This window comes from Formosa algae, assembly GCF_001439665.1.
Taxonomy (GTDB): Bacteria; Bacteroidota; Bacteroidia; order Flavobacteriales; family Flavobacteriaceae; genus Formosa; species Formosa algae.
In genome coordinates, this window is sequence record NZ_LMAK01000024.1 from 13,532 (window position 1) to 30,343 (window position 16,812).

The 16,812-nt window shown below is 33.8% G+C and carries 18 protein-coding genes; 7 read left to right on the top strand and 11 right to left on the bottom strand.

All coding sequences use genetic code 11. The features are described 5' to 3' along the window. Positions 1–135: 135 nt before the first annotated feature. The 6 genes from AST99_RS08700 to AST99_RS08730 all read left to right on the top strand — a co-directional run bounded on the left by AST99_RS08700 (position 136) and on the right by AST99_RS08730 (position 5,209). Positions 136–666 carry a hypothetical protein gene (locus AST99_RS08700; RefSeq protein WP_157486340.1) on the top strand — a complete coding sequence of 177 codons (531 nt, stop codon included), beginning with the start codon at positions 136–138 and terminating at the stop codon, positions 664–666. A 1,110-nt stretch (positions 667–1,776) separates the two neighbouring features. Further along, a complete protein-coding gene (locus tag AST99_RS08710) occupies positions 1,777–2,085 on the top strand; it encodes an EthD domain-containing protein (RefSeq protein WP_083495650.1) in 309 nt (102 codons plus the stop codon). 28 nt (positions 2,086–2,113) lie between these two features. Continuing rightward, a complete protein-coding gene (locus AST99_RS08715) occupies positions 2,114–2,641 on the top strand; it encodes a VOC family protein (RefSeq protein ID WP_057781457.1) in 528 nt (175 codons plus the stop codon). Positions 2,642–2,834: 193 nt separating this feature from the next. Beyond that, positions 2,835–3,254, top strand: a complete 420-nt coding sequence (locus AST99_RS08720; RefSeq protein ID WP_057781458.1) for a hypothetical protein — start codon at positions 2,835–2,837, stop codon at positions 3,252–3,254. A gap of 674 nt (positions 3,255–3,928) precedes the next feature. Beyond that, entirely contained in the window at positions 3,929–4,213 is a 285-nt protein-coding gene (locus tag AST99_RS18595) for a hypothetical protein (RefSeq protein WP_157486341.1), read from the top strand. Positions 4,214–4,444: 231 nt separating this feature from the next. After that, the gene (locus tag AST99_RS08730) at positions 4,445–5,209 is read left to right on the top strand and encodes a hypothetical protein (RefSeq protein ID WP_057781460.1); all 765 of its coding nucleotides are present in this window, start codon (positions 4,445–4,447) and stop codon (positions 5,207–5,209) included. Between the two features lie 449 nt (positions 5,210–5,658). Here AST99_RS08730 and AST99_RS08735 read toward each other — a convergent pair whose 3' ends face one another. The 7 genes from AST99_RS08735 to AST99_RS08765 all read right to left on the bottom strand — a co-directional run bounded on the left by AST99_RS08735 (position 5,659) and on the right by AST99_RS08765 (position 11,848). Continuing rightward, positions 5,659–6,051, bottom strand: coding sequence for a DUF805 domain-containing protein (locus AST99_RS08735; RefSeq protein WP_057781461.1), 393 nt, complete (start codon positions 6,049–6,051; stop codon positions 5,659–5,661). Positions 6,052–6,154: 103 nt separating this feature from the next. Beyond that, positions 6,155–6,523 carry a DUF805 domain-containing protein gene (locus AST99_RS08740; protein WP_057781462.1) on the bottom strand — a complete coding sequence of 123 codons (369 nt, stop codon included), beginning with the start codon at positions 6,521–6,523 and terminating at the stop codon, positions 6,155–6,157. A gap of 93 nt (positions 6,524–6,616) precedes the next feature. Next, on the bottom strand, positions 6,617–7,951 hold the full coding sequence (locus AST99_RS08745) for a DUF58 domain-containing protein (protein ID WP_057781463.1): 1,335 nt from the start codon (positions 7,949–7,951) through the stop codon (positions 6,617–6,619). 4 nt (positions 7,952–7,955) lie between these two features. Continuing rightward, on the bottom strand, positions 7,956–8,960 hold the full coding sequence (locus AST99_RS08750; RefSeq protein ID WP_057781464.1) for an AAA family ATPase: 1,005 nt from the start codon (positions 8,958–8,960) through the stop codon (positions 7,956–7,958). 4 nt (positions 8,961–8,964) lie between these two features. Continuing rightward, the gene (locus AST99_RS08755; RefSeq protein WP_057781465.1) at positions 8,965–10,128 is read right to left on the bottom strand and encodes a DUF4350 domain-containing protein; all 1,164 of its coding nucleotides are present in this window, start codon (positions 10,126–10,128) and stop codon (positions 8,965–8,967) included. 38 nt (positions 10,129–10,166) lie between these two features. Continuing rightward, positions 10,167–10,886, bottom strand: a complete 720-nt coding sequence (locus AST99_RS08760; protein WP_057781466.1) for a DUF4129 domain-containing protein — start codon at positions 10,884–10,886, stop codon at positions 10,167–10,169. Continuing rightward, positions 10,883–11,848 (bottom strand): stage II sporulation protein M, encoded by a 966-nt coding sequence (locus tag AST99_RS08765; protein WP_057781471.1) that lies wholly within the window; start codon positions 11,846–11,848, stop codon positions 10,883–10,885. Before AST99_RS08765 ends, AST99_RS08760 begins: the two co-directional genes overlap by 4 nt. A gap of 21 nt (positions 11,849–11,869) precedes the next feature. Here AST99_RS08765 and AST99_RS08770 point away from each other — a divergent pair, with 21 nt between their 5' ends. Further along, on the top strand, positions 11,870–12,682 hold the full coding sequence (locus tag AST99_RS08770) for an RDD family protein (protein ID WP_057781467.1): 813 nt from the start codon (positions 11,870–11,872) through the stop codon (positions 12,680–12,682). Positions 12,683–12,745: 63 nt separating this feature from the next. On the opposite strand, the gene AST99_RS08775 is transcribed toward AST99_RS08770, so the two are convergent. The 4 genes from AST99_RS08775 to AST99_RS18730 form a co-directional block, all read right to left on the bottom strand. Continuing rightward, the gene (locus AST99_RS08775; RefSeq protein WP_157486342.1) at positions 12,746–13,666 is read right to left on the bottom strand and encodes a hypothetical protein; all 921 of its coding nucleotides are present in this window, start codon (positions 13,664–13,666) and stop codon (positions 12,746–12,748) included. Next, positions 13,666–15,114, bottom strand: coding sequence for an MBOAT family O-acyltransferase (locus AST99_RS08780; protein ID WP_057781469.1), 1,449 nt, complete (start codon positions 15,112–15,114; stop codon positions 13,666–13,668). Before AST99_RS08780 ends, AST99_RS08775 begins: the two co-directional genes overlap by 1 nt. Before the next feature lie 255 nt (positions 15,115–15,369). After that, complete coding sequence (locus tag AST99_RS08785; protein ID WP_057781470.1) at positions 15,370–16,299, bottom strand: DUF302 domain-containing protein; 930 nt, start codon at positions 16,297–16,299, stop codon at positions 15,370–15,372. A gap of 144 nt (positions 16,300–16,443) precedes the next feature. Next, positions 16,444–16,812, bottom strand: a 369-nt coding sequence (locus AST99_RS18730; protein ID WP_232301602.1) for a sugar phosphate isomerase/epimerase, incomplete at its 5' end; no start/stop codon positions are given.

A 16,812-nucleotide genomic window follows, 5' to 3' on the forward strand; every position in this document is an offset into this window, starting at 1 on the left:
TTAATAGCTATTACTAATCGTGATTTGGTTTATATGAAAGATATATATAACATATGTTGCATATACCTTATATTTGAGTGTATAATGAACATAATGTTGATTATACAATTGTTGTCAACTATTAAAGACTTGGTATTGAAAAAAAATAAAAAAAGTAATAAGATTGAAACATACATACTTTGTTTTACATTAATAACTTTAGTTTTATCGTGTAGACAAAAAAATGAACTTGAATACAAATCTGACATAACCAAAAAATCTTCTGTACATTCAAAATTAATTTTCCCAGATAGTATTTTAAAAAATTCAATGTTTGGCAAATTTGAATATTATTACGATTTACCTGATAGTTTAATCCCTGATAAAGGAGACTATAGCTTGATGACTATATACGCTCAATTAACTAAAGACATAAAAGACCCTTCTAAAATAAACATAAAGGAGTGTGATTCATTTTTTGCCGAGAGAAAGAATTTTAAAGACACTTTAATAAGCCCAATATTCTTTAGAACCAAGGATATGAAAGGACAGTATTATTTGTCTGGAAAAGGGATTATAAAATCACTACCTGCTAATAATGGTAGAAAGGACACAATAAGTGACCTAACTATGCATATTAGGGAATTTAGTTTTTCAAAATTAGAACCGATTAAAATAAATGAATAAACAGTTGACAACAACGTGTAAAAAACATAGGGCGGTTTAGGCTTAATTTAAAAGCTTAGGTTTCTTTATGATGTCGCCAAATTTTCAATTTGGCATTTAGAGAAAAATAAAAGCAAAATATGTAAATTTGGCTTAGTGAGAATTCGAAAAACAGTGCTTATCCCTTGCCCTACGTTCCTTACACTAACCGTTGTGCAACATATGCCAAAGATTGATAATTTGAAATAATAAATTGAAAAAGTATATAAAATATCTGATTTCCTTCCTTCTGATTTTCGGTCTGACGGTTAACGAATGTTTTCTATATTCTCAAATCAATTCTTCGAACTATCATCAAGTCTCAAACATCAATACCCGAAAAGAATTTAGTCATAAATATTCGGAATTATACGTTTACGGTAGACAACTTCAATCAGAAAAAATATTTGTTGCGCAGATTACATATCTCAACTTACGAGATTTTTATAGTGCTAAAATTACAAGAATCTTCAATTTACAAATTGAACGGTATCAAACAATAAGTTCAATAATAGCTCGACACGTTTTCTTAAATAAAAAATTCGTATCCAGCAATCAATATACAAGTTTATACATAGCCTAGAACAGACTTTACTTTCTATGCGAATATGCATTACTGCATAAAATGATAAAACAAATGTCTAATCATTTATCATTACTAAAATGTATAAACAAAAGAATAAAACACATTTGGAGAAATCCAAACAAATCCTTAATTGGATAAAAAGAAAAATTATATTAATAATTACTGCCGTTATGCTTGGAATGTCAAATGCAATGTATGACGAAGATAAAATGATTAATGGAAATCAAAATCATACCGAACAGGAACATAAAAAGGATTGACAGAATAAAAAACAAAATATGTTGCACAACACCGTGTAAAAAACATTGCTTATTTTAGTTAAGCCGTTTGGTCGTTGCTTTGTTTGCTAGCATCTGATTTTCCTTCGGAAAATCCTCGCGCTCAAACACGCAACGTTCCTAACACATAATTGTTGTGTAGCATTTCAGTAAACCGACAAAACAATACGAGAACTTAAATTATATAGATATGATTAAAATGACAATGATGTTTAACGTAACCCAAAACTGACACATGAGGAATTTGTCAAACATCACATTGAGAAACACGGTCAATTGTTTAAGCAAATACCGGAGGCTAAGAAACATTGTCTGCGATACATTCAAACCCATCCAATAAAACAAAAAACCGATGTGGTTGATGTTGACAATTTTGACGGAACAGCCGAACTATGGTTTGACAATTTGGAAGGACTTGAGAATACATTAAATTCCCAACTCTATAAAGATAAAGTTTTTCCTGACGAAAAAAAGTTTTTAGACCACGAAAACACCTTGGTTACAATAGGCAATCAAGTAGAAATCATAAGTGATTAATTAGCAAAATATTAAAAAAAGAAATATAATGACAAAACCAAATATCGTTAGAGGAATAGACCATATTGGTATAACTGTTCCAAATGTAAATGATGCTGCCCAATTTCTTGAAAAGGCGTTTCAGGCAAATACTCTTTATGATTTAATCGAAAAAGAAGATGAACCAATGGAAGGCGAAGAAACTGAACAACAGTTGGGAATTCCAAAAGGAAGTAAAATAGTCCATATGAAATTAATGGAAATTGGAGAAAGCGCAACTATTGAACTCTTTGAATTTGTAAACGTAAAACAAACAGAAGCCATTTCTTTAAATGATTTTGGATATACCCATTTTGCTCTATATGTAGATGATATAGAGCAAGCAGCGGAACGCTTTGAAGAAGCTGGCGGAAAATTACTTTCCGAAATTCACCCTTTAGGAGGAATTGAGGACGGAGCCAACAATGCAGGTGTTTATGGGAAAGCACCTTGGGGTAGCTTAATCGAACTGATTACTTATCCTGACGGATTGAAAAAAGAAAGTATCGATAGATGGACACCACCGAAGAGAAAATGAAAACATAAAAACTGATTACACTTCAGACAAAAAAACACTTCACAACATAGTGTATAATTCATTGCTAGTACTCGCTTACTTACGAAAATCCTCGCGGATTTTATATTCGGTTTGTATTTGCTGATAGTTGCTGAAAAATGCAACGAAATCATACACAAAACCGTTGTACATAATTTAACAGAACGAACATAAAATGAATCTAAACAAATCAATTGTAAAAAAACTAATGTACTTATCTGGAATGATGAATATCGGTGGAGTACTAGTTTTATCTAGATTTTTTTCGAATAATGTAATTAATGAAGCTGACCCCGTAGTAATGTCCAATTTTGGATTACTTATGATAGTTGTTTGGGGACTTTCATTTTTAGCTATGGCACCTAAATGGAACCATCTTAAATGGGTGATTGGAGCATTCGTTATTGAAAAATTTATTTACGGATTTGTTTGGACTAAATGGCTAATGAATAATAACCTTTCAGATGTATATGAACAGGATATGATGGCTGGAATTTTCTACACTATCTATGGAGCGAATGATTGGTTTTTCTTCATATTTTACTTGATTGTTTTTATTTACTTGAGTAAAACTCAAAATAAAGTAATCTGGTAATATTAAAAACGATGTACAACAAAGTACTGTGGTAAAAAACAAGTAAAAATGATATAATAATTTTGATTTTGCTATAACTAAGTATTCGGCTCGCCGATAGGCCAAAGCTGAATATAGTGTTGAGGAAGTTGGCAGAATAGATTTAGATGAATTTGAAATAAGTACTTTGCCTAACTCTGGTAATCGTTGCACAAGCCAATACTAAATAGTTTAACTATAATAAATAACCGTCTTTAGAGACGGTTTCTGTTTTTATAAAGTAATATTTTAGGTGATTTACAAGGTCTTAAAAGAAGATTAGTAGCTATTTCTAATCGTGATTTGGTTTATATAAAAGATATATATAACATATGTTACATATATCTTATATTTGGGTATAATGAACATAATGTTCATTATACAATTGTTGGCATTAATTTAAAATGAAGCACTTCACAATCATATTGACCTCCTTACTTTTAGTGTCGTGTTCTTCGACATATAAGATTGTTGAACAACCGACAGAGTATTCGACTATAATTGAAAAAGGTCGTGTAACGGGAGTGATATTTAAAGAAAATGATGATTGTTTTCTGTGCCTTCAAGAAAAAGAAAGATTCACTCCGACAATTGACGATATTCAAACAGCTGAAAGAATACTCAAGGAAAATTTAGCGAAAGCAAATGAATCGAGAATGAACCAATTTGACAAATGTCCAGTAATCCACAGGAAACTAAAATCGTATAGACGACAATACTTCGGTTACTTTGACAGTAACGGTCACAAAATTATATATGCCACTTTCAATTGGGACAGGTATTCCATTTTTGATGGACTTCGGGGATACTACAAAGACGAAAGCGAAAATTGGAAAAAAGAAAAGGAAATGGTATTGGACGGTTGTAGCTACCATTGGGAAATTAAAATCAACTTGAACACCGAAAAGCTCTTTGAATTAGGAGTGAATGGAAGTGCTTAAATGGAAGAAAAAATAAAAACTAATGCCAACAAAACCTATACGCAATGCGGGTTGACGAGATAAACGAAAGGTCGGTGCTTCTAGCGCGCCAAAGCTCCGCTTTGACGTTTTTGTTGAATAAAATTAAAAACACAAAACGCAGCTTTGGCTACCATTTGTGCAAGGTTGAAAGTTTCGGATTTTCAATCCCGCACTGCGCATAGCCGGGACGTTGGGCACAATTAAAACCAAATGAACAGACTACTTACTTTATTTCTGACTTTATGCATATTTGGTTGTTGTGACAAACCAGAATTACTTGATAATGGTTTAACAAAAAGTGTCAGCAATTTGACCGAATACTCGATACAGGCAAAACAAGATTCGATTGGAAATAGAATTATGGACACTTTAGTCAAGACAAAAAAGACATACAACAGTCTTGATAAAATTATAAGTCGTTATCAATACAATATTTTTGCTGATGAGAATATCGATATTGAGTTTACATATGATAATGAGAATAATCTGATTAAAGAAACTGTTGGATTATCTAAAGACACCGAACCAATCACTGTTTCTTACACTTACAAAAATTCAAAACTTAAAAGCTCGCAATCTGAATCGGAATATAATGACTTCTACACGAAACAAGTTGGAAATTATAAATATGGTTTTTTCGGAAATTCGAAGGAATCCACGTTATCCCAAATATTCATTGATAAAGAAACGAACGATACCATTACCAACACCTTTGAAATTAGTGATTTTAAAACCGAATTGGTAACTAAAACAAAGCATATTGACTATTTAAAACCGGAACGGAATATAACTCTGGAATATGAATATGATTGTGGAACGCTAACAGAAATGAGAAAATACAATCACAAAGATTCCTTGATTTCAACAACGAAATACGAATATGAATTGGACGACAATCAAAATTGGATTACCAAAAACTCGTTTGAGAATGGAAATCTGACTTATATTAAAACTCGAATTATAAACTATAAATAACTGTGCCCAACAAAGTACTGTGGTAAAAAACAAGTAAAAATGATATAATAATCCTGATTTTGCTATGGCAAATGGGTGTTTTAATAGGGGATTACAGACTGCAAAAAGTGCCATTAAATTGTACAACGACATATCATTACATTTATCTTTAGACTATAGAACACCACATATGGTATATCAATTATTTGCCTAAAAACAATTTAAAACTGTAGCCATATTTTTAGGACAAGACATTTGAGTCTGAAACCATTATTTAACTTCTTGGAATGCATGTTACGGACTAAGAATGACATATAAAAAAATAGATTAAAACGATTTGTAACGCGGTATATAATTAGAAGTATTTGTTGTTTCGAAAAATAAATTAATAATAGGCATATAAAAAAGGTGTGACCATCCAACGGATACTCACACCTTTTTAATATTGTATGTCGAAATAAGAAACGTCCTTATTCTGTACCAATAGTATCAATGACGTTATTGTTACCCATCCCTTTAGGGTTATCTCCCCAAGCGTTAAGACCATGTTCACTGTCTGTTGCAAAAAGCACGATTAACCAAATCCATCCAATAATAGGAAGAAAGATTAGCAGCAGAAACCAACCACTTTTACCAATATCATGTAAGCGTCTTACGGAAACGGCTAATCCAGGAATAAATACAGCTAGAGAATATAATACGGAAATCGCAGAAAAAATCCCTGATCCAACAAAGTAGTCTAATATGGCTAATGACCAAGAAATAGCTGTGTTTATTAAGACAAACATCCAATACTCTTGGCGTCGGGCGCGTCCTTTAAAATCTGCATAATGTTCTTTAATGACTTTTAAATACCAATTCATAATTAAGGTTTTAGGTTAGTAGTGCTAATTTAAATAAAAAAAAGGAGTTATAATCTGTTAAGATCTATTACTCCTTTTTTGTAAGTATATGTTGAAATATAATTTATTCTGTACCAATAGCGTCTATTACGCTGTCGTTTCCAATCCCTTTTGGGTTATCTCCCCAGTTGTTAGTTCCTGGTTCACTATCAGAGCACACTAAATATATGTTATAAAACGGGATTAATAAATACCAGCCGCTTTTACCAACATCGTGTACACGTCTTACACCTACAGCTAAACCAGGTAAAAACACAGCTAAACTATATATAGTAGATAATGTACTTAATAAGCCACTTTCTAAGAGGATTCCAAGGAAGAGTAATGCGTAAGAGATTATAATGTTAAATAAAAAGAACATCCAATACTCTTTACGTCTTGCACGTCCTTTAAAGTCGGCGTACTGTTTTAAAACTTTTAAATACCAATTCATTGCTTATAAATAATTAAGGTTAGTGGTGCTAATGTAATATAATTCTTTCGGTTATAACAAGCATTTTGTCCACAAAAAAGAGTGTGATAGCGTTTAGAACAGCCCTCTAGACTTCAATTCTAAATATTTATTGATAGTGTCTCCGGTTAGATTTTCTGGCTCTGTAAGCACCGATTGAATGCCGTATTTCTGTAAGGCTTTTACAATTTTCTTTTTCTCATACATAAACTTCTCTGCAATAATCGCATCGTAAACGCCTTGAATATTATCTGATTTGGAGTGAATTATGGTGTTTAATTCGGTGTTTTTAAAAAATACAACTAGCAGTAAATGATTTTTTGCCAAGGCACGTAAATAGGGGAGTTGGCGGTTTAACCCATCCATAGTTTCGAAGTTGGTATATAAAATAAATAGACTCCTATTAGTGATTTTACGTTTTGCAGCGGCGTATAAACTGCTGAAATCAGATTCAGAAAAATCTGTTTTTATATTGTAAAGCGCTTCCGAAATTAGGTGCATTTGCGAATGTCTTTGCTCTGCCACAATAATATCTTCAACCTGTTTAGAGAACGATAACATACCGGCCTTGTCCTGTTTTCTTAAAACAGCATGGCTAATGGCTAAAGTGGCATTAACGGCATAATCTAACAAACTCATGTTATTAAAATGCATTTGCATGGCACGCCCTTTATCGATTACTGCATACACGGGCTGTGCTTTTTCTTCGACATACTGATTTACCATTAACTGATTGCGTTTGGCTGTGGCTTTCCAGTTTAGGGTTCTAATATCGTCTCCAGACGTATATTCTTTAATTTGTTCAAACTCTAGTGAATGCCCAATACGTCTCACTTTTTTTGTACCATAGGAGATGGATGCATCTGTAAATGCTCTAAAATGAAAGGCTCTTAGTTTTAAAAAGGACGGGTAACATTTTAAATCTTGTGTATCGCTTAAAATGTATTTTTTAGTTGCCAATTGTAAAGGGGAAGAGACGTACACATTGGTGTATCCGAAATTATAAGTACCACGTTTGGTCGGATTCAAATCATAACGCAAGGTTTTCTGCTCTTGTGTTTTAAGCTTGATGTTAAAAAGAAAATCGCGTTTTTGAAATTGAAATGGCAATTCTTCAATTATATCTAAATGACAAATAAACGGATATGTATTGGTAATCTGAAGCGTAATGGTATTTGTATCGCCGTTAGATAAACGTTCTGGTAAGGTGCGAGTAACTGTAACAGCATCATTAAATTTATAAAGGATCAGGATATCGATAATCACTAATAGCCCAAGAATTAAACAGAGTATTTTAGTGATATAAAATACAATAGGCGCAAAATAGCCAACTACAAAAAGGACAGCAATGCCTCCTAAAATATAGAATAACCTGGTGTTTAAAAATAATGTGTTATAGAGTTGCTTCATTCTATTATCGTGGAATCTCCACGGTTTCTATAATTTGCTCAATAATTTGTTGACTGCTTACACCTTCCATTTCGCGTTCTGGAGTCACGATTACACGATGTTGTAATACAGGTACAGCGGCTCTTTTAATATCTTCTGGGGTTACAAAGTCACGCCCATCTATAGCTGCAAAGGCTTTAGATGCTTTTAAAATGGCAATACTAGCTCGTGGAGAAGCGCCTAAATATAAAAAGGAATTAGAACGTGTATTGACTACAATATTGGCAATGTATTTTAAAAGATTCTCTTCCAAACTAATTTGATTGATAATTGCTTTAAAACCTTCAATTTGAGCGCCACTAATAATGGTCGCTATTTTTTCAAGCTTTGTGGTATTAATTAAGGCTTGCTCTCTCATGATGATTTCTAATTCTTCATCGGCTGTCGGATAAGCCACATTAATTTTAAACAGAAAACGGTCTAATTGGGCTTCTGGTAAACGGTAAGTCCCTTCTTGTTCAATGGGGTTTTGAGTTGCCAGCACGATAAACGGTGCTTTCATGGTATAGGTTTCTCCATCAATAGTGACTTGTTTTTCTTCCATCACTTCAAACAAAGCAGCTTGGGTTTTGGCAGGAGCACGGTTAATTTCGTCTATTAAAATCATACTCGAAAAAATAGGCCCTTTCTTAAATTCAAAGTCCGATGTTTTAGCATTAAATACAGAGGTTCCTAAAATGTCTGAAGGCATTAAATCGGGTGTAAACTGTATGCGACTAAAATCGATATCCATAGTCCGGGATAGTAATTTTGCCGTAATGGTTTTGGCTACACCTGGAACGCCTTCAATAAGTACATGTCCGTCTGCTAGAAGCGCTACGATTAGCAAATCCATCATATCGGCCTGACCGACAATTACTTGTTTTAACTGCGTTTTAATATTAAATACAGCCTCTTGAAGTTCGGAGACATCTAGGCGGTTTTTAAAATCTAAGTGTGCGGAGTCTTCTGTAGGTATTTGGTCTTCCATAGAATTATGTTTTAAAGAATTTATCGATCATATTATTTAAAACAAGCAACTCTACATCTGTACATTCTGTTTTCTTGTTTAAAGCTATGATGGTATTTATTAAATATTTGGTGCTCGTAAAATCGTTATTAGATTTTAGGGCTAAAGTTTCTATAAACTCTCGGTTTAAATTCGAAGTATTTATAAGATATTGTTCTCGTACCTTTTCTAAAAAGTAGGTGATTTTCTTATCGACTAAATTCTTATGGTCGGCTTCTTTAAGGTATAAGTTCGAGATGGTTTGCGCAAAGGCTACCGTAGAATTTTCTAAAGGCTTAATAATGGGAATTGCGCGTTGTTTACGTCTGGCATTAAAGAGCATAAACAGGAGTAAACCAAATAGAGACACCATTAAAAACCACGTTAAAGACGGATGCTTTAAAAAGAATACAAACATAGAATCTTGAGGCTTTTCCGGTGTTTCGGAGTACTGACTGGATTTAATCTGCGGATCCCACACTATAGGATTGTCTGGTAAATATGATAAGACATGTGCGGCATAGGCTTCGCGACCGTTCAATAAATTGAAATTAGTAAACACTATAGGCGTGGCGTGTAACAATATGGTGCCTTCACCATAATATATTTTTAAGAAGTTAGGTTTTTGCTCGCCATCGACTTCTACCGTACCTAACACCACACTAGTATTGGAATTATAGGTTTCAAAATAGTGTCGTCTAATGTTCCTATCGTAAGTATAGGTTTGAGTATTAAACGCTTCGTCTTTTAATTGTAAACGGCCATCTAATGCTTTTAAGGCTACTGGTGTATATTCGTAAAAATCTAAATTGGTAGTCGTAATGCCTAACGTATCTTTTAAATGCGGCGGAAAATTATTGAGCGATAACAACGCATGGTTTCCTCGTTCAATATAAGTTAATAAATAATTAATCCCATCGGTGTTTAATTTTTCAGCATCCGATTTAATACAGATGTAATTCCCAAAATGGTCTTCATGCATCTCTTCAAACAGATAATCGTATATATTTTGGTCTAGGGATAAGACCTCACTATCAAATAAAGCTTCGGCTTCTTCGTAAACAATGTAAGTACCAAATGGACTTTTGCTACTTTCTTTAAAGTTCTCGTTCCAATCGGTTCTATCACAGCTAAAAACGCTACATAGCATCAGGAAAACCCATAGTTTTTGTATGTTAGATGCTATATTCACGAGATAGATTTAAAGATGGATTTATAACTGTTTTCTATAGTCTGAAATTGTGAAGCATCTATAGGAAACTCGCCATACCACACATAATTATAAATGTAAGAGATGTTTTTAAACTGCTCTCGAAGTGGTTTGTTTTCTATTTCGAATTGGTATTCTGTATTGGTTTTGTCTTTGTGATAAGTGATTGTCTTTTTATCAGATAAAACTTTTAGCACCGACAGATAATAGTAGCGCGTGGCAAGCCGGTAATCTTGATTTGCAATGGCGTGTTTTAGTCGGGTATTAAAATCTGTGTCGTGCAAATCTTCCTCTTCGTAAATTAGAGGATCGGCTACGGTTTTAGGTGCAGAGCTAACCGACCAAAAGCGACCTTGTAATCCCAATACCGATTTGATGATAATAAATACAATAATTAGGCCTAAGATAAATGGGAAAGCCGACGTCATGAAAGTTGAAAAGCTCTCTAAAAACCCGTAGTCGAAATCTGATGGTTCTTTTACGGTTTCCTTTTTGGCTTTAATAGTGTCGAAATACTGAAAATCTTCTTCGTTGTATTTGTCTTTTAAATTAGAATTATAGGATAAGTCTTGCGCAGCAACCGTGCTGGGGTTTACCTCAATCGTATCTGTTTCCGTTTGTGAATAAGTCGTGATCTCCTGAGCAAAGCTGTATTGAGCAATGATAAAGATGATAAGATATAGGGCTTTTTTTATCATCTTAACGCATGTTGTTTAGCCACTTTAAAAGGAAGAATGAGATAATAATACCCTATAGTTCCCAAACTACCTAAAATAATAGTGAAACATAATACCACAGGCATGGTGTTAGAATATCTAGTAATATAGCCCTCTAAAAATGCAGCTAAAATGGTAAAAGGTATGGTGCTTATAAAAATATAAAAGGCTTCGCGTACGCCAATTCTAAAGGACTGAAAACGTTTTAAGGTGCCCGGAAATAATAAGCTTGCTCCTATAATATAACCGGCTGCGGCTTCTATAATCATACCAAAAATTTCGTAAGTTCCGTGAATCCAGATGCCTTTAAAACTATCAAACAAACTATTATGCTGATAGAAAAAAGCTTGAAATACAGCGACCATAATGGCGTTATATGCAATGTAAAATCCGGTGCCTATTCCTAAAAATAATCCCGATAAAAACATGTTTAAGCCCACACGTTGGTTGTTGTCGTATATGCCAATAAACGTACCCCAATTGCTACCGCTTTTGTAAATGGCCATAGCATCGCCACTTTCAATATTTTCTATAGTTTGATCTACATACGCATGTCCGAGAATCTGTCTAGCAAACGCATCATCATTAAAGGTAGATAACAAGCCAATAAAAAAACAGATAAAGAACACGATAAAAGACAAGTAAATGTACTTACGGTGTTTATAAGCGAGTAGGGGAATTTTAGTAAAAAAGAAATGTAAGACTATATGCTGCTCTTGCCTTTTGGTGTGATACACATGATCAAAACTACTTTTAGCCAGTTTGTTTAAATATGTGGTGACCTTACTTTTAGGGTAATAGGTTTGCGCATACACTAAATCGTTCATGATTTTAATGTGTAGGTTGGCAATATCGTCGGGACTTTTTTTTTCTTTATTTGAACTTATGTGCTCAAATTCAAGCCATTTTTCTTTATTTTGCTTTATAAAAGCGACTTCTCTCATTAAGGCGAATTTAATCATTGCATGAAAAGACTCCAAATAAAAACGGCACAAAATGTTGATATTAATTTTACGATAGCTACCGGTGGTCAGCGGCTGTTTGCTTTCATTATAGATAACATTATTAAGTTTGCATATATCTATTTTGCGTATCAGTTTTTAAATTTCCGTTTGATTGACGATTCGTTTGGTGGCGACCACTGGACTATTAAAGCCATAGATGTCTTAATCTTTTTACCCGTGACGTTTTATTCGTTGTATTCTGAAATTTTGTTAAACGGACAAACCTTAGGGAAAATGTTGCTGAAAATTAGAGTGATACATCGTGACGGTTTTAAGCCGTCTATAACCGATTATACCATACGTTGGTTTTTACGAACTATAGACTTTAATTTGTTCTCCTTAATTTTTATTTACTTGGCCTCTTTAGGCTTAGATACCGAAGAAGAATTGTTGGTTTTTGTGTTTATTGTGGGGAAGCTTGTCGGGTTTTTGTTGATTATTTTCACAGAAAAGAATCAGCGTTTCGGAGACCTGATCGCAAATACAGTGGTGATTTACTTAAAAGACGATGTGAAGTTTTCAGACACCATTTTAGAAACCATTACAGAGTCATATAAACCGTTATACCCTTCAGTAATTCGCTTGTCTGATAACGATGCTAGAATTATTAAAGATACGTTTAATATGGCTGTTAAAGCAAACGATTATAATACGTTAGTGAAATTACGGACTAAGATTATAGAAGTTACCGGTATTAAATCTACTCATAAAAACGACAAAGCATTTATAGATGCCGTCTTAAAAGATTATAACTATTACACACAGAGTATGTAATGGTTGGTGTGCTTACTATTTCAGTTTAACCTAATTTAAATAGAATTTATAAATCATGTGTTCTTACTTCATGATTTTAGACATTGAAGGCGCTTTTTTAAAAGCATCTATACTTTCTAGATACGTTTTAATGGTTAAAGCACAATTGTGTCGGCCATTACTATTCCAATGATAATCAAAAGGCTCGTGATCTGGAATGTATTGATGTTTAATAGGGATACTAGGTATTGTTAATGAATTTTGAATACGATCTATATCTAATCTTTGCGGTTCGTATAAAATCAAACAGCTGCTATCAAAGGCTTGTAGGGCATCTATATTTAAATTGCTGTCTGTTGAAGCATTTGATTTTTTAAAAGGATTTACGCTTCTAAACAGTTGTTGTAGTTTTTTGTTTAACATCAGGTTACTATTTAGATAACGAATGCTTGCAAAATGTGTATATACGTTTTTAAAGCTTGTACTCTTAGTAACGGTGTTCCCTTTCCCCATAAAAGCGGCCTCGTAAAACGCCAAGTCGAGATCTGTTAAGAGTATAAAAGTATAATCGTATTTCTGTGCGGTGTATTGTTTAAAGAGCTGCACATAATCTACAATGTTACCGGACGATTTTCCATATTCATGTACTTCTACTGTTTGCTGGGTTAGCTGTTCTAATTGCCTGCCAATAGAATTTTCCACATCTACATGAAAGCCTTCGATATACGAATCGCCAATAATGGCAATGTTAAGTTTGTCGTCCGGACGGGAATTATAATCTTTTAAGCTGTTAAATCCTTGTGCATTGATTTTATAATGACTTGTAATTTCATGTCGACCACCTTTTATCCAAATACCATCTGAATGTGGAAGATACAGTTTGTTATTACCGATGTTCGCTTCAGGAATAACATCCGAACTGAGAAGAAACAACCGTGTTGTGGCTTCTAACATCACCATAAACAGTAGTACTAAACATAATATGTAGGTAACAAAGTGTTTCATTAAAATTGAAAGTATATAAAGGAGGTGTTTGCTCCAATTTGAGCTCCTGTTATAATGATAAGTAGAAGCAGCGCATCGACTAAAATACCGATATATTTATTTTCAGAATAAATATGGATAAGTTTGGTTGCTAGTAAATATTCTATCAAGATAAAGGCGAAAATAAATAGATATTCAATCCCTAAAGGCTGATTGTCGTATGGATTTAAATAGGTGATGTATTCAAAATCAAACCGGCACATGTGTGCGATAAAATGTATAGCAGTGTCTATAGAATTTGCTCTAAAAAAGATCCAACAGCAAGACACTAAGATAAATGTAGATAGTATGTTAAACACGTCTTTTATAGAAGGTAATAGCCATTTATTTAAAGTCAATGTAGCAGTATGAGTGTTAGTGTGTTTTATAAATAATAGCGGTAAAAAAAGAAGCGCATGTAAACCACCCCAAGTCACAAATGTCCAATTCGCACCATGCCATAAACCTGAAATTAAAAAGACAATACCAATATTGCGTATTGTTTTTAATTTGGATTCATGAGAACCGCCTAAGGGAATGTATACATAATCTCTAAACCAAGTAGATAATGAGATGTGCCATTTGCCCCAAAATTCACTAATGTGTCTAGAAAAATAAGGATAATTAAAATTGACCATCAATTCAAATCCGAATAGTTTTGCAACACCTCTTGCGATTAATGAATACCCGTTAAAATCGCAGTAAATTTGAAACGAAAATAAAAACATCCCCAATATTAAAGTAGAGGAAGGGTATTGGGCGTAATTTGCGAAAATATCGTTTACACTAGGTGCAATGGCATCTGCAATGGCTACTTTCTGAACCAATCCCCATAATATTAAGCGTATACCGCGAATGGCATTGGTGGTATGAAAAACTCTTTGTTTTAAAAATTGAGGTAATAGGCGTGTGGCCCGTTCAATAGGACCTGCTACTAATTGAGGAAAAAAACTAACAAAAGCAGCAAAAGCGATACCATCTTTAGTGGGCTTAAGTTTGTTATGATATACATCAATAGTATAGCTAAGGGTTTGAAAGGTATAAAAGCTAATGCCAACAGGTAATATTAAATGTAATGTACGTGCTTGTATGTCTGTTCCGAAATACGAAAATGCCGTAATAAAAGTATCTAGAAAGAAATTGTAATATTTAAAAACGCCTAAGAGTCCGAGATTGATAACTATACTGGTCCAAAGTAAGGCCTTTCTTTTCCGTTTGTGCTTTTCAGAGCCAAGACGGCGTCCAATGGTATAATCTACTAGAGTACTGCATATAATTAAACTTAAAAATCGCCAGTCCCACCATCCATAAAACAGATAACTGGCAAGTACGATGCAAATATTCTGAGCTTTTAAATGGGCGTGTAAACTCCAATACACTAAAAATAGAATTGGCAAAAAAACAGCAAAATCTATAGAGTTAAAAAGCATGTGGTTTATTGAAAATGAGCCTGTAAAGGTAATGAATTTTAAACTGAAATCTGCTGATGGACCTTATAGCATTCATCTACAGTAAAACCATTCCTAAAACGACAAGATAGGCATAACTGCTATTTAAACAGATAGCAACTCTAACATGAAGATTATGTGTTGGTTATAACGTTTATTTGATTTTTAGGAATACAAAAAGCTGTGATACAATTAAGTGTATCACAGCTTTTTGTGTTATCTAGTATGTTGTTTTAATTATTCAGCAGCTCCAGAAGCAGCAATATTTTCTAGTGCTTGCGAAATGGTAGCGATGGTGTCTTCATTATCATCTATATCATGACGATCGGCAATATAACTCGGATCGTTATAAATAATATTTACACCGCCATCTGCATCTTCATAAACTAGCATTTTTTGAGGCAAGTCTAAAGCAGTCGTTCTAGACGCGTTCATTAATGGCGTACCTAAAACGGGGTTTCCAAAGATAATAAGTTTTGAAGCTCCTAAGGTCATGTCTACACCAGCGGCATTCGCTTGATGGTCTAATTCTGCCATGATGGTAATTGGTTCTAAACTATTTAAAGTAGTGATAATATTGTTATACGTGGTGTCGAAATCATTCGGACTCGTCACTGTGACTATACCATCCCAATCGTCGTCATCTACTTCATTAATCATAATCGTTTCGTCTGTAGCAGATCCTACGATATTGGCTAATGCATTCTCTATAGTTGCTGTAGTCGATACATCTCCTATATCATGTCTGTTGATAATATAATCTATCGTATTGTATGCAATTACAGTATTTCCATCGGCATTGGTATACACACTAATACGTTGCGGAAGATCTAAACCTGCGGTAATGTTATCTTGCATTACAGGTGTTCCTAAAGCTGGATTTCCGAAATATACTGTACGCGTGTAATCTAAAGTTAATCCCGCATTTACGGCATTTTCTGAGTGATTCACTTCTGCTACAATTCCATTATTATCATTGGCATTTAATGTCGCAACTATTGTATTATAGATATCTGCAGCAGCATCATCGGTTTCGGTATAGGCTACACCATCGGCTTCAACTTCATATTGATCATCAATATCAGTGTCGTTGTTATCGTCGTCTTCACAGGCGAAAAATAAAAAGATAGCGCTAAAAAGCATGGATGTCATTGTGGTCATTTTCATAAGTTCTTGTTTTTTGTTTGTCGAAAATACCAAGCACAACTTTCTTTGCTTAGTGCAATCGCTTATAAAATTGACTGTAATCCGATCCGGTTAAATTATTTTTAACCATAAGTTGCTTGTAATAAATATATTATGTGTTTGTGTTTAGACGGATTTCCATGTGGCTCTAATAAAATCTAAATCCTTTTTTATCCTTGCAAACACTTCCGACTTTGGGATACTAATTTCAGTGGCTCCGTGTTCAGCACCACCCAAATCATATTCTACATGTAAAGATACAGGGACATTGATTTTATAGGATTTAAGTAATGAAAAATACCGCTTAAAATCGACCATACCTTCACCTAAAGGGACATTTATAGGTTGCCATTTTCCGTCTTTAATGCCCCATTTTACATCCTTTAAGACAATACTATTGATATATAGCTGAATCCGTCTCAGCCCAAGTTCCCAACTTTCACCACCTTCTATAACGGCATGTCTAATATCGTATTGGCTGCCTAAATATTCCCC

What these genes read in the sequence shown, in the direction of transcription:
- AST99_RS08745 (WP_057781463.1), bottom strand. Translation starts at nt 7,951, where the DNA reads ATGAAGCAACTCTATAACACATTATTTTTAAACACCAGGTTATTCTAT.
- AST99_RS08740 (WP_057781462.1), bottom strand. Translation starts at nt 6,523, where the DNA reads ATGAATTGGTATTTAAAAGTTTTAAAACAGTACGCCGACTTTAAAGGA.
- AST99_RS08730 (WP_057781460.1), top strand. Translation starts at nt 4,445, where the DNA reads ATGAACAGACTACTTACTTTATTTCTGACTTTATGCATATTTGGTTGT.
- AST99_RS08760 (WP_057781466.1), bottom strand. Translation starts at nt 10,886, where the DNA reads ATGATAAAAAAAGCCCTATATCTTATCATCTTTATCATTGCTCAATAC.
- AST99_RS08765 (WP_057781471.1), bottom strand. Translation starts at nt 11,848, where the DNA reads ATGAGAGAAGTCGCTTTTATAAAGCAAAATAAAGAAAAATGGCTTGAA.
- AST99_RS18595 (WP_157486341.1), top strand. Translation starts at nt 3,929, where the DNA reads ATGAACCAATTTGACAAATGTCCAGTAATCCACAGGAAACTAAAATCG.
- AST99_RS08720 (WP_057781458.1), top strand. Translation starts at nt 2,835, where the DNA reads ATGAATCTAAACAAATCAATTGTAAAAAAACTAATGTACTTATCTGGA.
- AST99_RS08775 (WP_157486342.1), bottom strand. Translation starts at nt 13,666, where the DNA reads ATGAAACACTTTGTTACCTACATATTATGTTTAGTACTACTGTTTATG.
- AST99_RS08785 (WP_057781470.1), bottom strand. Translation starts at nt 16,299, where the DNA reads ATGAAAATGACCACAATGACATCCATGCTTTTTAGCGCTATCTTTTTA.
- AST99_RS08750 (WP_057781464.1), bottom strand. Translation starts at nt 8,960, where the DNA reads ATGGAAGACCAAATACCTACAGAAGACTCCGCACACTTAGATTTTAAA.
- AST99_RS08770 (WP_057781467.1), top strand. Translation starts at nt 11,870, where the DNA reads ATGAAAAGACTCCAAATAAAAACGGCACAAAATGTTGATATTAATTTT.
- AST99_RS08735 (WP_057781461.1), bottom strand. Translation starts at nt 6,051, where the DNA reads ATGAATTGGTATTTAAAAGTCATTAAAGAACATTATGCAGATTTTAAA.
- AST99_RS08755 (WP_057781465.1), bottom strand. Translation starts at nt 10,128, where the DNA reads ATGCTATGTAGCGTTTTTAGCTGTGATAGAACCGATTGGAACGAGAAC.
- AST99_RS08715 (WP_057781457.1), top strand. Translation starts at nt 2,114, where the DNA reads ATGACAAAACCAAATATCGTTAGAGGAATAGACCATATTGGTATAACT.
- AST99_RS08780 (WP_057781469.1), bottom strand. Translation starts at nt 15,114, where the DNA reads ATGCTTTTTAACTCTATAGATTTTGCTGTTTTTTTGCCAATTCTATTT.